The 21,119-nt window shown below is 43.0% G+C and carries 15 protein-coding genes and 2 pseudogenes; 11 read left to right on the forward strand and 6 right to left on the reverse strand.

What is annotated here, in order from left to right:
* Positions 1-178 precede the first annotated feature (178 nt).
* Positions 179-574, reverse strand: a complete 396-nt coding sequence (locus AAEY97_RS03190; RefSeq protein WP_101084852.1) for a hypothetical protein — start codon at positions 572-574, stop codon at positions 179-181.
* A 740-nt stretch (positions 575-1,314) separates the two neighbouring features.
* On the opposite strand from AAEY97_RS03190, the gene AAEY97_RS03195 reads away from it, so the two are divergent.
* Complete coding sequence (locus AAEY97_RS03195; protein WP_350996537.1) at positions 1,315-2,124, forward strand: RecX family transcriptional regulator; 810 nt, start codon at positions 1,315-1,317, stop codon at positions 2,122-2,124.
* A 189-nt stretch (positions 2,125-2,313) separates the two neighbouring features.
* On the opposite strand, the gene AAEY97_RS03200 is transcribed toward AAEY97_RS03195, so the two are convergent.
* The gene (locus tag AAEY97_RS03200) at positions 2,314-3,690 is read right to left on the reverse strand and encodes a lyase family protein (protein WP_162022053.1); all 1,377 of its coding nucleotides are present in this window, start codon (positions 3,688-3,690) and stop codon (positions 2,314-2,316) included.
* 92 nt (positions 3,691-3,782) lie between these two features.
* Here AAEY97_RS03200 and acnA point away from each other — a divergent pair, with 92 nt between their 5' ends.
* Positions 3,783-6,509: an aconitate hydratase AcnA gene (gene acnA, locus AAEY97_RS03205; RefSeq protein WP_350996540.1), complete on the forward strand. Its 2,727-nt coding sequence runs from the start codon at positions 3,783-3,785 to the stop codon at positions 6,507-6,509.
* Positions 6,510-6,768: 259 nt separating this feature from the next.
* Here the strand turns inward: acnA and AAEY97_RS03210 are convergent, their stop codons facing one another.
* Positions 6,769-7,608, reverse strand: coding sequence for a DUF417 family protein (locus tag AAEY97_RS03210; RefSeq protein ID WP_123884487.1), 840 nt, complete (start codon positions 7,606-7,608; stop codon positions 6,769-6,771).
* 94 nt (positions 7,609-7,702) lie between these two features.
* Between AAEY97_RS03210 and AAEY97_RS21585 the strand changes: the two are divergent.
* Both AAEY97_RS21585 and AAEY97_RS03215 read left to right on the forward strand, forming a co-directional pair.
* Positions 7,703-7,797 (forward strand): annotated as a pseudogene (locus AAEY97_RS21585) (transposase); the annotation flags it as partial.
* 379 nt (positions 7,798-8,176) lie between these two features.
* Positions 8,177-8,851, forward strand: coding sequence for a DUF2238 domain-containing protein (locus AAEY97_RS03215; protein WP_254439849.1), 675 nt, complete (start codon positions 8,177-8,179; stop codon positions 8,849-8,851).
* Between the two features lie 222 nt (positions 8,852-9,073).
* Here the strand turns inward: AAEY97_RS03215 and AAEY97_RS03220 are convergent, their stop codons facing one another.
* Positions 9,074-9,853 (reverse strand): acetoin reductase, encoded by a 780-nt coding sequence (locus AAEY97_RS03220; RefSeq protein WP_350996544.1) that lies wholly within the window; start codon positions 9,851-9,853, stop codon positions 9,074-9,076.
* 478 nt (positions 9,854-10,331) lie between these two features.
* On the opposite strand from AAEY97_RS03220, the gene AAEY97_RS03225 reads away from it, so the two are divergent.
* The 6 genes and pseudogenes from AAEY97_RS03225 to AAEY97_RS03250 form a co-directional block, all read left to right on the forward strand.
* Complete coding sequence (locus AAEY97_RS03225; RefSeq protein WP_350996546.1) at positions 10,332-11,015, forward strand: response regulator transcription factor; 684 nt, start codon at positions 10,332-10,334, stop codon at positions 11,013-11,015.
* A 9-nt stretch (positions 11,016-11,024) separates the two neighbouring features.
* A complete protein-coding gene (locus AAEY97_RS03230; protein WP_350996549.1) occupies positions 11,025-12,461 on the forward strand; it encodes an ATP-binding protein in 1,437 nt (478 codons plus the stop codon).
* 86 nt (positions 12,462-12,547) lie between these two features.
* On the forward strand, positions 12,548-13,378 hold the full coding sequence (locus tag AAEY97_RS03235) for a YbhB/YbcL family Raf kinase inhibitor-like protein (RefSeq protein WP_350996552.1): 831 nt from the start codon (positions 12,548-12,550) through the stop codon (positions 13,376-13,378).
* Between the two features lie 66 nt (positions 13,379-13,444).
* A complete protein-coding gene (locus AAEY97_RS03240) occupies positions 13,445-14,668 on the forward strand; it encodes an efflux RND transporter periplasmic adaptor subunit (RefSeq protein WP_101084862.1) in 1,224 nt (407 codons plus the stop codon).
* 3 nt (positions 14,669-14,671) lie between these two features.
* A complete protein-coding gene (locus AAEY97_RS03245; RefSeq protein WP_350996555.1) occupies positions 14,672-16,618 on the forward strand; it encodes a MacB family efflux pump subunit in 1,947 nt (648 codons plus the stop codon).
* A gap of 58 nt (positions 16,619-16,676) precedes the next feature.
* A pseudogene (locus tag AAEY97_RS03250) lies at positions 16,677-16,827 on the forward strand (transposase); the annotation flags it as partial.
* A 278-nt stretch (positions 16,828-17,105) separates the two neighbouring features.
* On the opposite strand, the gene AAEY97_RS03255 reads toward AAEY97_RS03250, so the two are convergent.
* The gene (locus AAEY97_RS03255; RefSeq protein ID WP_350996558.1) at positions 17,106-17,738 is read right to left on the reverse strand and encodes a DUF4937 domain-containing protein; all 633 of its coding nucleotides are present in this window, start codon (positions 17,736-17,738) and stop codon (positions 17,106-17,108) included.
* Positions 17,739-17,930: 192 nt separating this feature from the next.
* Positions 17,931-18,416 carry a transcription elongation factor GreB gene (greB, locus tag AAEY97_RS03260; protein WP_206780908.1) on the reverse strand — a complete coding sequence of 162 codons (486 nt, stop codon included), beginning with the start codon at positions 18,414-18,416 and terminating at the stop codon, positions 17,931-17,933.
* Between the two features lie 213 nt (positions 18,417-18,629).
* Between greB and AAEY97_RS03265 the strand changes: the two genes are divergently transcribed.
* Entirely contained in the window at positions 18,630-21,002 is a 2,373-nt protein-coding gene (locus AAEY97_RS03265; RefSeq protein WP_101084866.1) for a Tex family protein, read from the forward strand.
* Positions 21,003-21,119 lie beyond the last annotated feature (117 nt).

Raw genomic sequence — 21,119 nt, forward strand, 5'->3', positions numbered from 1 at the left:
AAGATTCCTCTCACCTTAAAAGCTTACTACGCTACCAATTGGGGGATCGGCAGTTGCAGAATAATCATCGAATGCAAATAACTGCACCAAAGGACTCGCTCAAATCAATTAACAGTGATTTTGGCGTACGTCTTAAGGCAATATAGATTTTGCGAATGATGTATTTAAATTAAAATATTTAAGCTTGTAGAGGAGGAGCGCGGCAACCGTGTGCCGTGTATTCAAGGGATTTAGGGGCAACAACAGATAAGGCACTTAGCGCGTAGCTAAGAGCAAGAAGATTACAAAATGTAGAATTGAGATTGAATAAACGCCAAAATTGCTCGATCACCAATGGGTTTAATATTAGTAGGCCCAGAAAGCTAGCGCCCATAACTTCAGCTAGTAAAGTGTCAACAACGGCAATAAATTCACTGATATCGACGACATGCCCCATCGACATAGATAATGAATCAGCTAAGGGTTGCAGCAACAGTAACCCGAAACACAACGTTAAATGTGCTTTACTCAATTTAGACAGCCTTGCGATGCGATTAAGCGGCTTAGCTAGGTATTGGCAAAGAGTTAGATTCAAGAAACGATTCCAAACGAGCTCAAAGGAGTGGGTAGTTGAATCAATAGATCCAGCTGACGATTTTCATTGGCAGGAGAATAACAAGAAGGCGCTATTGATTGAAAGTAAATCAGAGTAGTAAAACAGCGGAATTATTAAATAAACTTGAATTCGAACAATATCTATACTGTTTATTTACATGTTTAACTGTTTTGTTACTTGTCGATAGCTCAAAAATCACAAATCTGTGATCCATACACCTAATATAGATGGGTGGATCTCATCAGATACAAGCGCCTTAATTCAACAATCCTAACATCTATCGATACGCCCTTGAGGGGGTGTGAGGATCATATTTTTTTCGATCTAAAATATTTTCTGGCTTCTGTATTGTTACCAATCGATATCGCAATAAATACTTGGGGGGACAGCAGATTATCTATTAAGGTTATTAGCGGCTGTCACTGCTAGTTCAGCAACGTCAAATAGACAAACAATAATCGTCTTATTACTCGAGTATAAAGATCTTCTATCCATTGATGTTCCGTTGCGGATAATGCTGCTAAGCGACTAATGATGCAGCTTTAGTACAACAAGTCTCCATCGATAAATAACTCTATAATCCATTTAAAAAGCTGCATTTCATTCACTATAAACGGCGGGTTTTTAAATCATTTAAACAATGAAATATCTAGATCTTTCTCAATAACTGACTGAACTGCTACACTCATTTTGATTATGTTAAGGTAAGATTAATTTTTATGCAGCGTCCACCACTACGTCAAGCCAAAACCATCGATAACGTTTTTAATAGTGCTTATTGGCATCTTGGCCAGCAAGACTTTACCATTAACGAAATTCGCACCAAGCTTGAGCGTAAAACCGACAATCAACAATGGATTGATACCGTACTCGCCAGACTCATCGAGGGCGGTTATTTAAAAAGTGACTTTGACTTTGCGGTACGTTACTGCGAGTTAGCCTTTAGTAATGAAATCGGTATTGGTGCCATAAGGCGTAAGTTACAGCTGCGCGGCGTAAGTGCTACAGAGATTGATACCGCGATAGAGCAAGTGATGCACGAACAAACAGTGGACCTTTTTGAGTTAGCCACATCGCGATTGTTGAGTCGGTTTGAAAATTTCTATGGTACCAACATAGAAAAAGTCTATTCCCAGATGACCACAAAAGGTTTCTCTCGGGCTGAAATTGATCACGCATTAGCACAACATCCACAACGTGAAACCCTGCGCAGTAAATTAGCCCTCAAAGCCGACAAAGCCGATTTAACCACTGAAATAATCAAACTGTTTAATAAAGGCAAAGGTAAAACCCTTATCTTGCAGGAATTAAAGCAGCGACTGATTGATGTAAGCGACTTTGAAGAAACCTTGTACCAACTAACGCTAACAGAAAACGTCGATTTTTATCAAAGCTGCAAAAATGAACTGGCTAAGAAACGCTATAACTTAGCGGACTATAAAGAAAAGTCGAAAGCGTATGCCTATTTATCCCGTAAAGGATTTGGCAGTGATGAAATAAAAGAGGCAATGACGCTAGATGACGAGTAATAACGTTTACCGCCGATATCACTGAGACAACGGATATCGGCAGACTTCTTACGGCTCACTGCTCACGATTTTTCATTCACCATTGCACTTTTACCGACTTGAGTGATGGCTTACATCTAACAGCTAACATCTAACATCTTCAATCTCAAATTTATGTTATTCAGCGAGCTATTGTCAGTTTGGTGGCTGTTATTCATTAGGTTTTGCCAGATGCAACGGGTCGAGTATCGCTTGGAGTTTATCTTCGTCTAAATCGGTTTCTTCAAGCGCAATGGCTAATACTGATTTATGTTCTTTATCTGCTCGTTTAGCAATTTTTGCGGCCATATCGTACCCCACTACTGAATTAAGTGCGGTAGCTAGAATGGGGTTTTTCTCTAATGCCTGGGTCAAATGTTCTGCATTGGGCTTAAATTCGGCAAACACTTTATCGGTCATGGCTTGGCAGGCATGGGTTAATAAATCAATACTGGACAGTAGTTTGTCGGCAATCAGTGGCAGCATCACATTCAACTGAAAATTACCCGATTGCGCCGCGATGGTGATGGTTGCTTCATTGCCGATGACTTCAGCGGCAATCATGGCTACGGCTTCTGGGATAACGGGGTTAACCTTACCGGGCATTATCGATGAGCCCGGTTGCAGTGCCGTTAAGCTAATTTCTTGTAGTCCTGCAACAGGGCCAGAGTTCATCCAGCGTAAATCATTAGCGATTTTCAATAATGTAACCGCTAATCCTTTGAGCGCCGAAGCCATGGCTAAGGTGTGATCTTGGCTACTCATATACAACGCAGGGATTGGCGCCGCCTGCCAAGGGATCTGATCTTGCTGTTGTAAATCATCACATGCAAGTTTGGCAAAATTGGGGTCACAATTAACGCCAGTGCCAACCGCGGTGCCGCCCAATGGCAAATGATGCAGGCTCAGCGCTACTTGCTGTACCCTAGCTTGAGCACCGTTTAACTGTTGTTGCCAGCATTGCAGTTCTTGGCCAAGTGTAATCGGCATGGCGTCCATTAAATGGGTGCGACCAGTTTTGACTGTATTTGAATACTCATCGGCCAAAAACGTTAATCTGTCACTTAAGCCCTGAATGGCCGGATATAATAAGCCCTTTAATTGCCTAACCGTACTAATATGAATACAGGCGGGCACCACATCGTTACTGCTTTGACCCATATTAATATGATCATTAGGATGAACTTTTGCCTGTAAAATGTCGCTAGCGAGGCTGGCAATCACCTCATTAACATTCATATTAGAACTGGTGCCAGAGCCTGTTTGGAACAAATCAATTGGAAAGTGCTGCGAAAAATCAAGCTTCTTACTGGCGATAATCGCTTGTTGAATTGCTTTGGCCATAGCGTTATCTAACAAGCCGAGTTGGCTATTAGCCTGTGCTGCAGCTGATTTTATGTCGAGTAGGGCGAGTATTGCTGGCGACGGAAAGCGTCGCTCAGAAAACTGAAAGTTATCTCGTGCACGTTGAGTTTGCGCCTGGTAATAAACATCATCTGGCACCTGAACTTTCCCCATGCTGTCATATTCTATACGTATCTTACTCATAAGGTTTTCGACTCGATTTTTGATTGGGATATGTTAGTGTGTTCACTAAGCTTAGCAGGAAGTGCCAGTAAACGTTTATAGGGAGATCAGTAATGAACGATTCTATGCAATTATTGAAACAGATTGAAAGTAATGACAAAACTTTCCGGTATTACAGCTTTGATCGACTAGCAGAACACTACGATTTATCCCGCTTACCCTTTGCGGCAAAAATATTATTAGAAAATCTACTGCGTTATGAAAATTCGGAATTTGTCCAGCCGAAGGATATTGAAATCTTGGCCCGCTGGGATCTGGATAACTGGTCTGAAACCGAAATTGCCTTTGTCCCTTCTCGAGTCATTCTACAAGATTTTACCGGTGTACCTTCAGTCGTCGATTTGGCCGCTATGCGTGATGCAATCGTGACATTGGGCGGCAATGCCGACGCCATTAATCCACTGAACCCGGTGGAGCTGGTTATTGACCACTCAGTGATGGTCGATGTATTTGCCGAAACAGGGGCGTTGCAAAAAAATACTGCCATTGAAATTCAACGAAACCGCGAACGATATCAGTTTTTGCGTTGGGGTCAGCAAGCCTTCGACAACTTTAAAGTGGTACCGCCCGGGCGCGGTATCGTGCACCAAATCAATCTGGAATATCTGGCGAGAGTGGTCTTTGTCAAAGAAGATGAAGATAACCTATTGTATCCAGACACCTTAGTCGGAACCGATTCTCACACCACCATGATCAACGGTTTGGGGGTATTGGGTTGGGGCGTCGGCGGCATTGAGGCTGAGGCCGCGATGTTAGGTCAACCCGTGACGATGTTGTTACCCGAAATTGTCGGATTTGAATTTATCGGTAAATTGCCTCCAGGGGTTACCGCTACCGATCTGGTGTTAACCGTGACCGAACAACTGCGCTCATTTGGCGTGGTAGGTAAGTTTGTTGAATTTTTTGGTGTCGGTGTCGATCAATTAACCTTGGCCGATAGGGCGACCATTGCCAATATGGCGCCAGAATACGGTGCTACTTGTGGCATTTTCCCGATTGACCAACAAACACTAGATTACCTAAAGCTTACTGGTCGTGATCCAGAGCATATCGCGCTGATCAAGGCGTATCTTAAACAGATGGGTATGTGGGCAAGTGCATCCGACAACAAAGCCTGTTATCACGCCAGCTTACAACTGGATTTGGGCAGTATTGTGCCTTCTATCGCTGGCCCCAAAAGGCCACAGGACAGAATTGCACTTGAGCAAGCTGGAGTCAGTTTCCGTCAGTGGTTGGATAGTCAGATCCCTGTTAGCCACATCGACGCCGAAGGTAAAGACGAGCTGGCAAGCGAGGGTGGCCCATCAGTGCAAGTTTCCGTCGTCGATGGTAGTACCGGTGTTGCTTGCCGTTATCGAGATAAAGACTTTGTGCTGGAAGCTGGCGCGGTAGTGATAGCGGCGATAACCAGCTGTACTAATACCTCTAATCCATCGGTGTTAATCGCCGCCGGACTATTGGCCAGAAACGCTCGTGAAAAAGGCTTACAGGTTAAACCGTGGGTGAAAACCAGCTTTGCACCTGGCTCACAGGTAGTGACGGATTATTTAATAAAATCAGGTCTTAATGTCGATTTAGATGCACTAGGCTTTCAGTTGGTTGGCTACGGCTGTACCACTTGTATTGGTAATTCCGGCCCATTGCCTCAACCCGTCAGCGAAGCGATACAACAGGGCAGGTTAAAGGTGTGTTCGGTGTTGTCGGGCAACCGTAACTTTGATGGACGTATCCATCCAGAAGTGCAAGCCAATTACTTAGCATCGCCGCCATTAGTGGTGGCATATGCATTGGCCGGTAATATGAAAGCCGATATGGTCACTGAGCCATTGGGTGAAGATGCTGATGGTAATGCGGTGTATTTAAAAGATATCTGGCCAGACAATCAGGAAATCCAGCAGGTCATGGCCAGCGCGGTGCAAAGTGAGATGTTTGTTTCCCGTTATGCCGATGTATACAGCGGCGACGCAGACTGGCAAGGGCTTGAGGTGGTACAGAGCCAAAAATATAACTGGCCCGATTCCACCTATGTTAAACAGCCGCCATTTTTTGATGGGATCAGTGCCGAAATACCGAAAATTATGGCTATCGACAATGCCCGTTGTTTACTTAAGTTAGGTGATTCGGTCACTACCGACCATATTTCACCTGCGGGATCTATTGCCCCAGACAGCCCTGCCGGAGACTATTTACAGCAAGCTGGAGTCGCCATTAAGGACTTTAACTCTTACGGTTCACGCCGTGGCAACCATGAAGTAATGATGCGCGGCACCTTTGCCAATGTAAGGCTAAGAAACCTGCTGGCACCGGGAACCGAAGGCTGTTGGACACGTTCAATGCCTAACGGTGAGTCGATGACAGTATTTGATGCCGCTATGCAGTATCAGCAACAAGGTACGCCTTGTATTGTGCTGGCAGGGAAAGAATATGGCACCGGTAGCTCACGAGACTGGGCGGCCAAAGGGCCTGCATTGTTGGGGGTAAAAGCGGTTATCGCGCAAAGTTATGAGCGTATTCACCGTTCTAATTTGGTTGGAATGGGTATCTTGCCACTGCAGTTTATGCCTGATGACAGTGCAGAATCGCTAAACCTCACAGGTGAAGAGCAATTTAGTATTCCTGCGGTAAGTGCCGAGCAGAAAACCGTGAATGTATCAGTGACCGACAAAGCGGGTAAGCAACATTCGTTTGAAGCTAAAATCCGCATTGATACCCCTAATGAGTTTAGTTATTACCGACATGGCGGCATCTTGCATTATGTATTACGTAATTTAGCGAGGTAATTTAGCTAGATCGTTTAGCTCAGTCAGCGAGGTGTTAGCGAAGTAATTAACTGCTTTAGATAACGTGTAAATACCCTGTAAATAGACCCATGTTTAACAACATGGGTCTATTTTTTTACTGTTTGATCATTGTATCTATTTGCATCCCGAATCAACCAATATGCTGGAAAACATAATACTTTCAGTCCTGTTTAAGCGTAAATCGAAGCATGATGCATTACGTTTTGTGTCGGTTGCTACTGATCATAAGGGCATATAGTTACTTAGCCGGTTTAAATATCATTAAAGTCGCAATAACAATTAAATTGCCTATGTACCATAGATCTTTAATTACAAACTGACCTAAACGCTCTAATAAAGTATTTGAACTAAATGCATTTGGTGCAGATAGTAAAAATGTTTGGGTCATTAAAAACACGCTTAAACACGCTAGGCTACTTACAATAATTAGCTTCTTATTATTTAAAAACAGTCCAAAACCTAATAACACAGCGAATAAAACATCAAACCCACCTATTACGTTTGAAGCGCCTCGCACACTAAATAAAGCATACAACCATGACATAAATGGCGAGGTTTCAACAAGGCCTACAATAGCTTTTGCTTCAAATTCATAAAACTTCATGCCGCCAATCCATAGTAAAACCATAGCAACAGGAATAAAGTTTAAAAGTACGTGCTGTTTGTCGCTAAGTTTACTTTTACAGAATAAAAACAAGTAAATAGGCAATATAGAAAAGTACTTAATAATACCTTGCCCACTACCTATTATCGGAAAACCGCCTAATTGCTCCATCCAGCGGTTACTAGCAAATAATGTTAGCAATGGCACTATGCTAATTATTATTGCTAACACGAGTGCCGCTGTAGGCTTTATTAATTTTAAATGCGCAGCTAAGGTTGTTGCGACCAGTGCGAGCATAGTTGAGCCCGTTAACAAGCCTAATGTGTTTACACCTATTAACGTATCAAGCCCATAGAAACTAAAAGTAGCGGTTAATGCGTTAGGATTTGCACCTAAAGCAAACGAAACCCCAAGCAGTAAAAAGCTCAGTAAGAGCAAAAAAGTAAGTGCATTGTTTATGTGTTTTAAGTTCATTGTATTTCCATGTATTCGTTAAGACCTACAAAGACCTTACAAGCCGATAAAACATTTCACCCAACCTAGCAAAACACTCATTATTTAAAGCGCAGTAGGGGCGTTAGCTGCATTAACTGAATATTGTGAACATCTCGAACGAAAAAGACGACAAGGTCATCAAACTGCCAGCGCTGGTTGTGCGCTTAACGACTAATATTTAAAGCTAACTACTTTATTTTTAATTGATTGATATCAAATTTTTCTGCTGAGTTGGAATTACTATATTGGCCTGTCATAAAAAGCCTATCGTAATGTTGATTGAAAGAGGTTAAGTTAATGAGCATTAAAAATGGCTGGCAATATTAAGTCTTTTAGCCTATTGATGGGTTGATCAATCCATCAATATAAGCAAAATCCGTTATTTTACATGCAGCATTTAAAAGAATGAGTTTATTATTTTTCAGTAGCCCTCGCGTTAGTGAGAGATTGCACGGCGTTGAGTCCCAAAGGGTATGGGTGAGGGATCTACAGCAGACTTTTGACTCCCTAGTAAGATTACCGTTAATTCACAATGGCTAAAAATATTATGGAACATAAACGATACTTTCTCATTCTGTCAGTCATCTTTGGTATTGAATTCCTAGTTATTTCTATATCGCCTTATGATCGAGCCGATTGGGCGCTTGAAAATGTACTCGTTGTCTTATCTGCCATGTTCATTTTTTTTACGTATAAGAAATGCCCATTATCGCGACTCTCTTATAGTTTGATATTTGCCTTTATGAGCTTGCATGAAATAGGTTCATATTATACTTATTCCAATGTTCCCTATGATGCATTTTTAACGTCGTACTTTAACTTTAGCCTTAATGAATATATGGGCTGGACCAGGAACAATTTTGATAGATTGATTCATTTGGCATACGGTCTTTTATTGGCATATCCTGTTAGAGATTTGTATTGTCGGATTGCTGGTTTGAAAGGCTTTTGGAGTTATTTAACGCCTTTAAATCTTATTATGGCAACATCGATGCTATATGAATTGATTGAGTGGGGCGCCGCTGAGGCATTTGGTGGCGAGCTAGGAATGGCATATTTAGGCACACAGGGAGATGTTTGGGATGCACATAAAGATATGGCCCTGGCAAGTCTTGGCGGTTTTATAGCGATGGCGATAACTCTTTTTATCCATTCACGTATTCAGAAAGACTTTCGAGAACAATGGACATTAAGTTTAACAGTAAAAAATAAAGAATATTAAGCAGGAAATTAAAGCCCTAGTGTGCAACTTGACTAGCAATAGACATGCTCACCTAAGATGGGTACTGATTAGAGTCCAGCCTATGTTCACATGGTTGTTAATCACAGAGCTAAAAACTGCAGGCTATGTTGTTACTCTCAATATGAGCCCACAATTTTTAAACCATATACCCAAGACAGATCAAAATACACAATCCTGCATTTCGGGACCATTTGGTTATTATTAACGGTAAACCATACCGCCATCGATCATCGGTGCTTGACCTGTCATATAATCAGAGTCTGGACCCGCTAAATATGAAACAAAGTTGGCGACATCTACAGGCGTTTGCGCACGACCAAGGGCAATGCCTTTCACGTATTTATTATAGGTTTCACCTATTGGGGCCCCAGTAATTTCAGAAAAGCGTTTATCAATCTCGACCCACATATCGGTTCCGACCACACCAGGGCAATAAGCATTGACTGTAATACCTGCGCTAGCATATTCCTGTGCTGCAGCCTGAGTTAACGCACGCACTGCAAATTTAGTCGCCGAATATGCGCCCAGTAAAGCAAATCCGTTATGGCCCGCAATGGAAGATGCACTGATAATTTTGCCTTTTTGCTTGCGTTCGATGAATTTCTTTGCCGCGGCTTGAATACCCCAAAGGGTTCCGTCTACGTTGATCTTTTGGATTTTATCCATTTCTTCTTGAGTAATATCTGCTATGGCTTGAACTTGCGCAATACCTGCGTTATTCACCATAATATCGAATCCACCTAAGGCTTTTTCTACATGGTCTATAGCGGCATAAACTTGTTTTCGGTCGCTAATGTCAGCTTTAAAAGTAGTTGATTTTCGACCTAGGGCTTCGACCTCAAGAGATACAGCGAGCATTTTTTCTTCGTTTAGATCAACGATGGCAACATCTGCTCCATCTTTTGCTAAACGAAGTGCAATGGCACGTCCTATGCCCTGAGCTGCGCCAGTGACTAGCGCGACTTTTCCTTGTAATGACATATCTGACTCCTTTTTGATAATAGATAAGGAAGACCTTTTTATAGCCTTCCAGATAACGATTGAATGATCAGTTTACAAGGACGTAGAGCAATAAAATTAGATGTAGATCAATTCGAGTCAGCATAATGGTTGAAAATTAAACATGTTTAATCTCTAAGAATGACCTTTCAATATTAGTGAGGAGCATTTAGATATCATGCTTTTAGTTTAAAAATACTACACTAATCAATGGTCAACATCATCAGGATGTGTAACCGCCTCCTTCGGTCAATACCTTTAATATCTAATTAGCATGCTAGATAAAATTGAATCACCCTTCGAACATCAATGCTGTTTATCTACTCCGCTCTCATTAGGTTGTTGAAATTTTATCCTGTATGGCCAGTCTTAATCTGTTAAATGACAATGTTGTCATATAGGTTGCGAGTGCGATGCGTCAGGTGAGATACTTTTAAGTGTTTCCCAAGGATAAAACTCAATGAAAGTATTGCTTGTCGAAGATGAACAAAAAATTGCAGATTTTATCTGTGAAGGTTTGTGCGCCAAAAATTTCGATGTCACTCATTGTGCCGATGGTATTCAAGGTTATCAGGCGGCAAGCAACAATACTTATGATGTGATTATTCTCGACATTATGCTTCCGGGCAGAGATGGCTTGGATATTCTTCGTTCGCTGCGCAAACAAGGTGTCGATACACCCATTATTCTGCTTACGGCACGTAATGAATTGGGTGACCGCGTTCAAGGGTTAGACATGGGCGCAGATGATTACTTAGCTAAACCATTTTATGTTGAAGAGTTGCATGCTCGCATTCAAGCCTTATTACGACGCCATGGCGGCACACAACAGCATGTTGTCGAAGTAGGTGCATTGCAACTTGATTGTATTAATCGCAGCCTTAATTGTCAGGGACAATCGGTCGAACTTACTAGTCGAGAATTTAGCCTGCTTGAACATTTAATGCGTTCACCCAACCAAGTGTTAACCCGGGGGCAGTTGTTGGAGCATGTTTGGGGATACGACTTTGATCCTTGTACCAATGTTGTCGATGTGTGCATTAAACGTATCCGCAGTAAGATGGCTTCTTTAGAGAAGGCCGGAAAAATGGTCGGCGCCATTGAGTCTGTCCGCGGCACAGGTTATCGCTTAAGCATTCGATAAGGTGTTAATATGCATTTTCGTACTCGTATTTTTGCCATATCAATTTTAACGGTAACCGCTGTGCTTACGTTGGTTATCAGCTTAAGTTGGTCGCGTATTATGAGCGTTGAATTGACTCACCTCGATTCTCGCCTTTGTATGGAAGCAAAACGCTTAATACGCAAACGTACATTGCATGATGTCAATAATTCTGCAATGAATATAAGAGATTCAGACGATACACCCCTTTCGGGTAATCGGTTAATGACTGATTTAGCGGACAAGTTACGAGTCAATTCACCTAGCCAATTAATGCTGTCTGTCGGTTCTGCTGAGCAAGGTTTTTTAACCGCGCCAGACGGTGTAGACGTACAAGGCGTGATAAGTCGCTTAAATTGGCTACGCGCTGAATCACTCACATTACCTCACAACAATAAAGCCGACGCGGTTTGTCAGCTGGCCTTTTTTGAACATCAGCAAAACCGATGGCGAGCCAGCTTATTTCAAACCTCAAACCAACAAAGTTTTATCGCTGTGGATATTGCAGCCACCACAAATCAGTTAACGAATACCTTGCTGACCGCGTTGGGTGTGGTTATTCCTTTTTCATTACTGCTCAGTATTCTAGGCGCATGGATTATCTCGACCAATACCATTAAACCAATAAACAGATTACATAAAGCCATGGATAAGGTGACCCAAAAAGATCTTAGCCATCGCTTGCCTGAGCATAAAGAAGACAAAGAATTCAAAATGTTGATTGATGCATACAATATGATGCTCGATCGCCTAGAGGACAGTTTTCAACAAGTTTCTCGTTTTACGGCTGATGCAGCCCATGAGCTAAAAACACCACTCACAGTGCTAAGAGGCAAGCTTGAACAAGCTGTGTTGTCTGAAAACCCATCGCTATTGGATCTCAATGCCATTCTTGATGAAGTAGGGCATTTGTCGGCTATTACCCGTAAATTGTTGCTGCTATCACAGGCGGATTCTGGCTCTATGGCGTTGCATTTTGAACCGATAAATATCACTGAATTGGTCGATGAGTTGATTGCCGATATGACCTTGCTGTCAGATGAACTGGAGCTTGATTGTGTTATTGAAAAAGGGTTAATCACTAAAGGCGATATTGTGTTGCTGAAGCAGCTGTTAAATAATCTGCTCGTAAACGTAATGCGTTATAGCCTTCATCACAAAGGTGTCACTATCCACGCTCGCCAACACGAGTCTGCTATAGAAGTGGTTATTAGCAATTTTTGTCTGCCGATATCTCACGAGGTCAGGGTCAAACTGTTTGATCGTTTTTACCGCGGAGAGCCTGCTCATACCCAAGGCATATCCGGCAGTGGTTTAGGGTTAAGTTTAGCCAGAGAAATCGCTCGCGCGCATGGTGGCGATCTTACGCTTGAGCCCAGTGATATTGAGGTTGTGACGATGCGGCTGTTGTTACCCATCGTTAAATGACAACATTGTCATCCATCAGCGAAGCCTAATCGATACACTTAAGTTAACTCATTAATCGTTAACTTAAGTGTATTGGAGATTAGGCCATGAATACCCACATTATTGGCGCCATTTTATCTTTGACGTTGCTCAGTGCAACCGCCGTTAATGCCAAGCCGTCAATTGAACTCACCAGTCCTACATTTTCCGATAAGGGGACATTGCCAGTTGAATTTACCTGTGAGGGAGAAGGCATTTCACCACCATTAAGTTGGCGCGGAGTACCAGACGGAACCCAATCATTGGTGATGATAATGGACCACATGCCTAATCCTCATTTCACAAACAATGTCACAGGCAACGAAAAGAACGCATCAAAGGCTGACTCGACTGACAATAACAAAGGCACTCCACCTCAAGGTGACACTAAGGCACCTAAACTAAACCAGCCTGAAGAACTCAAGTGGTATTGGACTGTGTACAATATTCCGGCGCAAGCTTCTGGTATTGGTTCTGGCAGTAAAGAAAATCAATCTGTTGGTTCATTTGGCAGTAATACGGTGAATGATCGTAACGAGTATGCACCGCCATGCTCTAAAGGGCCTGGTCACAAAGTGTATACTTTTCATCTGTATGCGCTATCCAAATTTTTAGATATCGATTCGTCTGCCCCAGTGTCAGCCTCTGTGTCAGCCCCTGTGTCTGCAATAATGCTTCGACAAAGCATGCAAGGCTTCATACTGGACTCAGACTCTTTGACTGTGAGTTTTGAGCGACACTGTCAAACGCCGCAACGGGCTCATTCACCACAAGCTCATCCGCAAGAAGCTCATCCGGAACAAGCACCGCCACATAATGACAGCATGGATCCGCTGTCAACATTGCCATTGTGTAAACCCACTTTGAATACGACTTCTGCTGTTATTGATAGTAAGTAAACGCAAATCCGTTATTACAAGATTGTTAGCGCAGATCCGTCACTAAAAAGACATTAAGAGATCCACATGAAAAAGAACATTAAAAACACCTTGCTGCTTCTTACTCTTGGCGCAATCGTTGCCGTTGTAGGCTACAAGTACACTCAAGCACAACAAGATCAACCTATCTTTACCTCCGATGTGGTTAAACGCGGCAACATCGAAAAAGTAGTACTGACCAATGGCGTGCTTTATCCGTCTAAATTAGTCAGTGTCGGTGCTCAAGTATCGGGGTTAATCGAAACAATGGACGTGAACGTTGGCCAAAATATAAAACAGGGCGACTTGATTGCTCAAATCGATAACTTAACTCAACAAAATGCCCTTAAAGAAGCCCAAGCATCACTGCAAAGTATTGATGCGCAATATCGGGCAAAGCAGGCTCAAATAAAAGTTGCACAGTCTGAATATGCTCGTAATAAAAAGATGCTGGTTAATGGCGCTGCGTCGGTATCAGATTTTGACTCGGCAGAATCGATATTGGCAGTTTATCTGGCTGAGCTTGATGAACTCAGTGCTGAAAAAGACAAAGCAATCATCAGTGTCGATAACGCCAAGCTCAATTTAGGTTACACAACTATTCGTTCACCTATTGATGGCACCGTGATTTATGTGTCGGTCGAAGAGGGGCAAACCGTTAATAACAATCAAGGCACCCCCAGTATTATTGAGCTGGCGCAATTAGACGTAATGACGATTAAAGCGCAAGTATCTGAAGCTGACATTATCAATGTGAGTGCTGGGCAAGACGTGTATTTCAGTATTTTGGGCGCGACAGCGAAAAAGTACCGTGGTGTATTACGCACCATTGAACCAGGGCCAACTTTGCTTAGCGGCGACGACAGCTCATTGATGATTGGCGATGATGAAGCGATTTACTACAACGCTCTGTTTGATGTTGAAAACCCTGACAACCTATTGCGCTTTGGCATGACAGCGCAGGTATCGATTATTTTAGCCAATGCGCAAGATACCTTGCTGGTCCCATCACAGGTATTGGTCACCAAATTAGGTTCGAGTACTTCGTATCAAGTGCCAGTGATCATAAACAACCACATTGAATACCGCGATGTTGAAGTGGGCATTAACAATAAAATCTACGCTCAAATCCTCTCTGGGCTTAACGAAGGTGATCAAATCATGCTTAGTCAATCTTCAGCTAAAGACAGCGCAGTTTCGATGACCGGTTTAGCTACAGGCAATAAGCTTGGACAACGTACACCAGGTCTTGGCAAAGAGATGAGGTTATAACCCATGGCTGACGTTCTGTTAAATATTAAAGGTGTTAGTCGTTCTTTTACCGCCGGAGAGCAGGAGCTGACGGTACTTAACAACATTAACCTGCAAATCTGTCGTGGTGAATTGATTGCCATTATCGGCGCGTCTGGTTCCGGTAAATCTACATTAATGAACATCCTTGGCTGTCTGGATAAACCCAATACAGGCAGTTATTTCATTAATGGTCAGGACACATCCAGTATGGATGACAATGAATTGGCCGCCCTGCGACGTGAATATTTTGGGTTTATCTTTCAGCGCTATCATCTTTTGGGAGATTTAACTGCGCTTGGTAATGTGGAAGTACCGGCATTGTATGCCAATGAGGGGCCGCAAACCCGACACGAAAAAGCTAAAAAATTACTGACTCGTCTGGGGTTGAGCGATCGTTTAGATCATAAACCAGGTCAGCTAAGTGGCGGCCAACAACAACGTGTCAGTGTGGCCAGAGCTTTAATCAATGGTGGCGATATTATTCTGGCCGATGAACCCACCGGTGCTTTAGATAGCAGTAGCGGCGAAGAAATGATGAAACTCATTCAAGAACTGCATCGCGACGGCCACACGATTATTTTGGTGACACACGACCCACATATTGCCGAATTTGCCGATCGCGTCATCGAGCTAAAAGACGGCGAAATCATTGCCGATACCCAAAAACGTATCCCAGCAGAAACGAGCTCGTTAATCGCAGACAGACAATCTTCCCAAGCAAGTATGAAGATAAACTGGTCGCGATACCTTGAAGCGTTAAAAATGGCGTTAATTGCCATGTCCAATCATCGTTTGCGTACGTTTCTGACGATGCTCGGCATTATTATTGGCATTGCTTCAGTGGTGTCCGTGGTTGCGTTAGGTGCCGGTTCGCAGCAATCTATTTTGGATAATATTGCCTCAATGGGCACCAATACCATTGAAATAAAACCAGGCACAGGGCGAGGAGATCGCCGCTCTGAACGGGTTAAGTCGCTCACGGCAGACGATGCCAATGCGCTTAAAATATTGCCCTATGTGGACAGCGTTACCCCAACCGTTAGGACCAATGTTGCCATACGTTATGCAAGTGAAACCGTCACAGGCTCAGTTCAAGGCGTGGGTACTGAGTATTTTCGGGTGCGCGGTTATGCGTTGGCCAAAGGACAATATTTTGCCGATGACAGTATCGACGCGTTAGAACAGGTTGCCGTCATTGATGCCAATACTGAGCAAACGCTTTTTTCTGATGGCAGTGCATTAGGTAGCGTCATTTTTCTCGGCCGCCTTCCTGTTCGTGTTATTGGCGTAACAAAGCCAATTGAAAGTGTGTCCGACAACAGTGATGAACTGAATGTTTGGTTGCCGTATACCACGGTGTCAGGACGTATTCTTAGACAAAATTATGTTAATGATATTACCGTAAGGATAGATGCCAATGTATCAAGCGATGTGGCAGAGCAAGGCATTATTAGCTTATTGACTATGCGCCACGGCAAAGTTGATTTTTTCACTATTAATACAGATACGATACGTAAAAGCATTGAAAAAACATCTGAAACCATGACGTTACTGATATCAGCTATCGCGTTTATCTCTTTGTTAGTGGGCGGGATTGGGGTAATGAATATCATGCTGGTATCAGTAACAGAGCGAACGCGCGAAATAGGCATTCGTATGGCCGTTGGTGCCAGGCAAACCGATATTATGCGTCAGTTTTTGATTGAAGCTGTATTGGTGTGTTTTTGTGGTGGCGCATTGGGGATTGGACTTGCTTATCTTATCGGTATGATATTTACCTACACAGGCAGCAGTTTTCAGATGATCTATTCGAGTACGTCAATAGTGGCAGCTTTTGCCTGCTCGACCTTAATCGGTATTGTGTTTGGTTATCTGCCAGCCCGGAATGCGGCTAAATTGAATCCGGTTGATGCACTTGCTAGAGATTAACACCTGCCAAGTAAATATGGCCCCCTAAATTATCGGCTTTGATGAACAAGCGAAGTAATTGTACCGCGCACAGTTTGAAGCAGTATGGCAAATGTTAAGTTAATTTTGGATCACCCGAAAACACTTACAAAGTCAGCTTGGGTGCACGGCGGTTCTGCATACTTGGGGCAAATTTTAACCTCGCTATTCACTTACACTGCTTAATCCCAGAATGTAGTGAATGAGTGAAACTGGCCATCAGTTTGTAGGTGATTCAAATAAATTTGATGTAGCGACTGGGAGTTTCAAGAAGGAATAGCCGTTGATTTTCTCTTGGTCTGGTGTGGGCGAAGCGCCACGACATTAGTGGCCGAAGGCCATATCTTAAATACACTTTCGCCCATAAACGGGTGAGCAAACCTTCAGGAATTGATAATGTTTTATTGGGGGAAACTACAATATGATTATGCCGGTTTAAACTGGTTAGATGGAATATCATCTGTGGTGATCAACCGTTATAGGGTGTGACGTTCCACTTTGTATCGAGAACAACAACCTTACCTAATAGTTGTTCAATGTACTCCGAAGTGTGGGCTATCTTCCGTAATTTTGGCAATACATTGTTTGCGTATATTTCATGAGCTGCTGGTGATTCCCAATGCGTTACCACCAAGTAACAGTCATGGTGTTCAATATGGCGCCAAACGTGACCGCCTAGCAATCCAGGTTGCGTTGACAGTTGAGGGTTCCAGAGCAGCTGTTGATCTCGATTAAACCTATCAATGTCCAGTACTCTTGAGCAGTAAGCGATTCTTAATACTCCAGCACCTGAAAAATCGATCTCTGAGCCAAGTATAGTTGAAATCAGTTCGAAGTAATTCACTGAACAATGACGGTAAGTGGATTGTTGTTTATTATTTAAATAAATCTCATCGTGGGTTGTGCTCATGAATTCACTCACGTGAAACTGTGATTCCCAAAAACCTAAAATAATGGCTGTGCTTGACGATGCTTCCCATCCACCTGCTTGCCCTACAAAACCGTTACACGTCGACACCTGACTCCAGGCACTCTGACTTTGTGAAAAAGCCTCCTGTTTACCGTCATCAACCTCGCACATAATCAATTTTGCTATAGTCAAAATGGCTCCTAATATTGATGGTTCTTGAGTCAACATGGTCTTTCAAAGCTCAACCTATAAGGAAACAATATCTTTGTGGTGTTGGAGTCACCATGCCCAGTGCTAGCAGTAAAGCTTAACTGTTCAATGCTTCTTTTTGACGGAATAAAACCATAGCAATTAACGCCCTTGATTCCGTTTTCCTTGGATAAGTTATTTCTGCTCTAGTTTGTAACTAATCTTATTGATGTACCAGGTTTTATCGCCTTGAGGTGTGCTCACTACCGCTTCATCGTCGACTTGTTTTTTGAGTAACGCGCGGGCCATGGGCGAGTCGATGGATATGTAGTCTTTACGTTCGTCGTAAATTTCTTCTGGGCCGACAATTTTAAAGGTTTTAATGTCACCAGCTTCGTTTTCAATTTCAACCGTGGCACCAAAAAACACTTTGCCTTCTTGCTCTGGTGCGTAATAGACAATTTTGAGTTCGGGCAGCAGCTTGCGTAAATAGCGTACTCGGCGGTCAATTTGCCTTAATAAACGCTTATTAAAAGTGTAATCAGCATTCTCGGAGCGATCACCCAAACCTGCCGCCCAAGTGACAATCTTAGTGACTTCAGGACGTTGTTCTTTCCACAAGTAGTCGTGCTCAATTCTGAGCTTATTGTAGCCTTCTAAAGTGATTAACTTAGTTTTCACGCGGTTTACTCTTAATGTGGTCGAAGAACGGTGAGGTTTTATATAAGCCGTAATATTATCATCTGTGTTTTAGCACTTCATGCCCGATGATGCATTCTTTTTATCGATTATCTATAAAGACATCATAAAGCCTTTCGTACTAGCAGCGAACTGGTGGTCTTTATGGTATCTTTGGCATAATTTTATTTTAAACCATGTCGAATTCGATTGATTATGCATAATATTGCCCAGATTATCGCTCAAGAACTTAATGTCCGTGAACAACAGGTCACAGCGACCATTGCGCTATTAGATGATGGCGCCACCGTGCCGTTTATTGCGCGCTATCGTAAAGAAGCTACCGGTGGTTTAGATGACACTCAGTTGCGTAACTTGTTTTCTCGTTTAGGTTATTTACGTGAGTTACACGACCGCCGCCAAGTGGTATTGTCGAGCATTGATGCGCAAGGCAAGTTAACCCCAGCGTTAACTCAAGCGATTAATGACGCCGACAGTAAAACCCGTCTTGAAGATTTATATCTGCCATTCAAACCAAAGCGTCGTACCAAGGGCCAAATAGCCATCGAAGCGGGTATTGAGCCGCTTGTAGATGCAGTATTAGCCAATCGTCAATTAGATATAGAAAGCAAAGCAACAGAGTTTATTAATCCTGATGCAGGTTTTACCGACACTAAAGCAGTGCTTGATGGTGCGCGTTACATTTTAATGGAGCGCTTTGCTGAAGATGCAGAGTTACTGCGTAAAGTGCGCCAGCATTTATTACAGCAAGCTGTGCTTGAAAGCCGCATGGTAAAAGGCAAAGAGAAAGAAGGCGCTAAATTCCGCGACTATTTCGAGCATAATGAGCTGATGAGTAAAATCCCATCTCACCGTGCTTTAGCCATGTTGCGCGGCCGTAACGAAGGCATGTTAAGCCTGTCGATGAACGCCGATCCCGATACTCAAGCGACAGAAGGCAGTTATTGTGAAGTGATTATTAGCGATCACTTTAAGTTAGAACTGACTAACTCTAGCGTTGATGAATGGTTGAAAACGGTAGTGACCTCGACTTGGCGCATTAAAGTTGCTTTGCAAATGGAAACCGAGTTTATCGCTAAGATGCGTGAAAGCGCGGAAGAAGAAGCCATTAGAGTGTTTGCCCGTAACCTGGGCGATTTATTAATGGCGGCTCCTGCTGGTGCTAAAGCGACAATGGGACTCGATCCTGGTATCCGTACTGGCGTGAAAGTCGCGATTGTTGATAACACCGGTAAGCTGGTGGCCCACACCACTATTTTCCCGCATGCGCCACAAAACTTATGGGACAAATCGATTCGTACCCTAAGTAATTTAGTGACCATGCATAAAGTTGAAATTATTGCGATTGGTAACGGTACTGGCTCGCGTGAGACCGACAAGCTAACTGGCGAGTTAATCGCTGCCGTAAAAGAAACGCATCCGACGCTGACCAAAGTGATTGTGAGTGAAGCGGGCGCATCGGTATATTCGGCCTCTGAGTTTGCCGCTAATGAGTTTCCTAATCTTGATGTGTCAATTCGTGGCGCGGTATCAATTGCGCGTCGCTTACAAGATCCGTTGGCAGAGCTAGTAAAAATTGAACCCAAAGCGATTGGCGTAGGACAGTATCAGCATGATGTAAGCCAGAGCCAGTTATCGCAGTCGCTCGATGCCGTCGTCGAAGACTGTGTTAATGCCGTAGGTGTTGACTTAAATATGGCATCGGCGCCGTTATTAGCTCAAGTTGCTGGTTTAACCAAAACCTTAGCTAAAAATGTGGTTGATTTTCGTGACGCGAATGGTCAATTTACCAATCGTAAGCAGCTATTGAGTGTGGCTCGTTTAGGGCCTAAAGCTTATGAGCAAGCTGCGGGGTTTTTACGCATCCGTAATGGTGATAATCCATTGGATTCGTCATCTGTTCACCCAGAAGCGTACAGCCTAGTTGAGTCGATTGCTGGTGCTAAGCAATTGCCATTAACTGAACTGATTGGTAATAGCGATTTGTTAAAACAGATTAATGCTGCCGATTTTGTTACCGACGCATTTGGCGTACCGACCATTAATGATATTTTAGCCGAACTAGACAAGCCCGGACGCGACCCTCGTGGTGAGTTTAAAACGGCTACTTTTAAAGACGGTATAGAAGAATTGAAGCACCTTAAAGTCGAGATGATTTTAGAAGGTGTGGTCACCAACGTGACCAACTTTGGTGCCTTTGTTGATGTGGGTGTGCATCAAGATGGTTTAGTGCATATTTCATCATTAACCGACAAGTTTGTTAGTGACCCTCATACAGTGGTTAAAGCCGGTGATGTGGTTAAAGTGAAAGTGATGGAAGTGGATATTGAGCGTCGTCGTATTGCGTTAAGCATGCGTCTTGATGAAAAAATTGATACCGAAAAAGCAACCAGACAGTCGCAAGGTAAGCCACAAAATAGTTACCAGAAAAAGCCTGCTGCGGGTAAATCGTCAACCAATACCAAGAGTTCTGGTCATAATAAACCAGCCAGTAAACCGGTTAAAGCACCACAAAATGCGGCTATGGGTAATGCGTTTGCTGATGCCTTTGCCAAGATAAAGAAATAACCCATTATACCGCGTGGTAAAACACATTTAGCTAATATATTGATTCTAAAGCCTTTGCACTGATGTGTGAGGGCTTTTTTTTAGCTAATTTTTATATTTTGAAACTGAATAAAGCCC

Origin of the sequence: Shewanella sp. TB7-MNA-CIBAN-0143 (genome assembly GCF_040310065.1) — a bacterium.
Taxonomy (GTDB): domain Bacteria; phylum Pseudomonadota; class Gammaproteobacteria; order Enterobacterales; family Shewanellaceae; genus Shewanella.

Excerpts from the sequence above, each read along its gene's own strand:
- AAEY97_RS03195 (WP_350996537.1), top strand. The coding sequence starts at position 1,315 with ATGCAGCGTCCACCACTACGTCAAGCCAAAACCATCGATAACGTTTTT.
- AAEY97_RS03200 (WP_162022053.1), bottom strand. The coding sequence starts at position 3,690 with ATGAGTAAGATACGTATAGAATATGACAGCATGGGGAAAGTTCAGGTG.
- acnA (WP_350996540.1), top strand. The coding sequence starts at position 3,783 with ATGAACGATTCTATGCAATTATTGAAACAGATTGAAAGTAATGACAAA.
- AAEY97_RS03210 (WP_123884487.1), bottom strand. The coding sequence starts at position 7,608 with ATGAACTTAAAACACATAAACAATGCACTTACTTTTTTGCTCTTACTG.
- AAEY97_RS03215 (WP_254439849.1), top strand. The coding sequence starts at position 8,177 with ATGGAACATAAACGATACTTTCTCATTCTGTCAGTCATCTTTGGTATT.
- AAEY97_RS03220 (WP_350996544.1), bottom strand. The coding sequence starts at position 9,853 with ATGTCATTACAAGGAAAAGTCGCGCTAGTCACTGGCGCAGCTCAGGGC.
- AAEY97_RS03225 (WP_350996546.1), top strand. The coding sequence starts at position 10,332 with ATGAAAGTATTGCTTGTCGAAGATGAACAAAAAATTGCAGATTTTATC.
- AAEY97_RS03230 (WP_350996549.1), top strand. The coding sequence starts at position 11,025 with ATGCATTTTCGTACTCGTATTTTTGCCATATCAATTTTAACGGTAACC.
- AAEY97_RS03235 (WP_350996552.1), top strand. The coding sequence starts at position 12,548 with ATGAATACCCACATTATTGGCGCCATTTTATCTTTGACGTTGCTCAGT.
- AAEY97_RS03240 (WP_101084862.1), top strand. The coding sequence starts at position 13,445 with ATGAAAAAGAACATTAAAAACACCTTGCTGCTTCTTACTCTTGGCGCA.
- AAEY97_RS03245 (WP_350996555.1), top strand. The coding sequence starts at position 14,672 with ATGGCTGACGTTCTGTTAAATATTAAAGGTGTTAGTCGTTCTTTTACC.
- AAEY97_RS03265 (WP_101084866.1), top strand. The coding sequence starts at position 18,630 with ATGCATAATATTGCCCAGATTATCGCTCAAGAACTTAATGTCCGTGAA.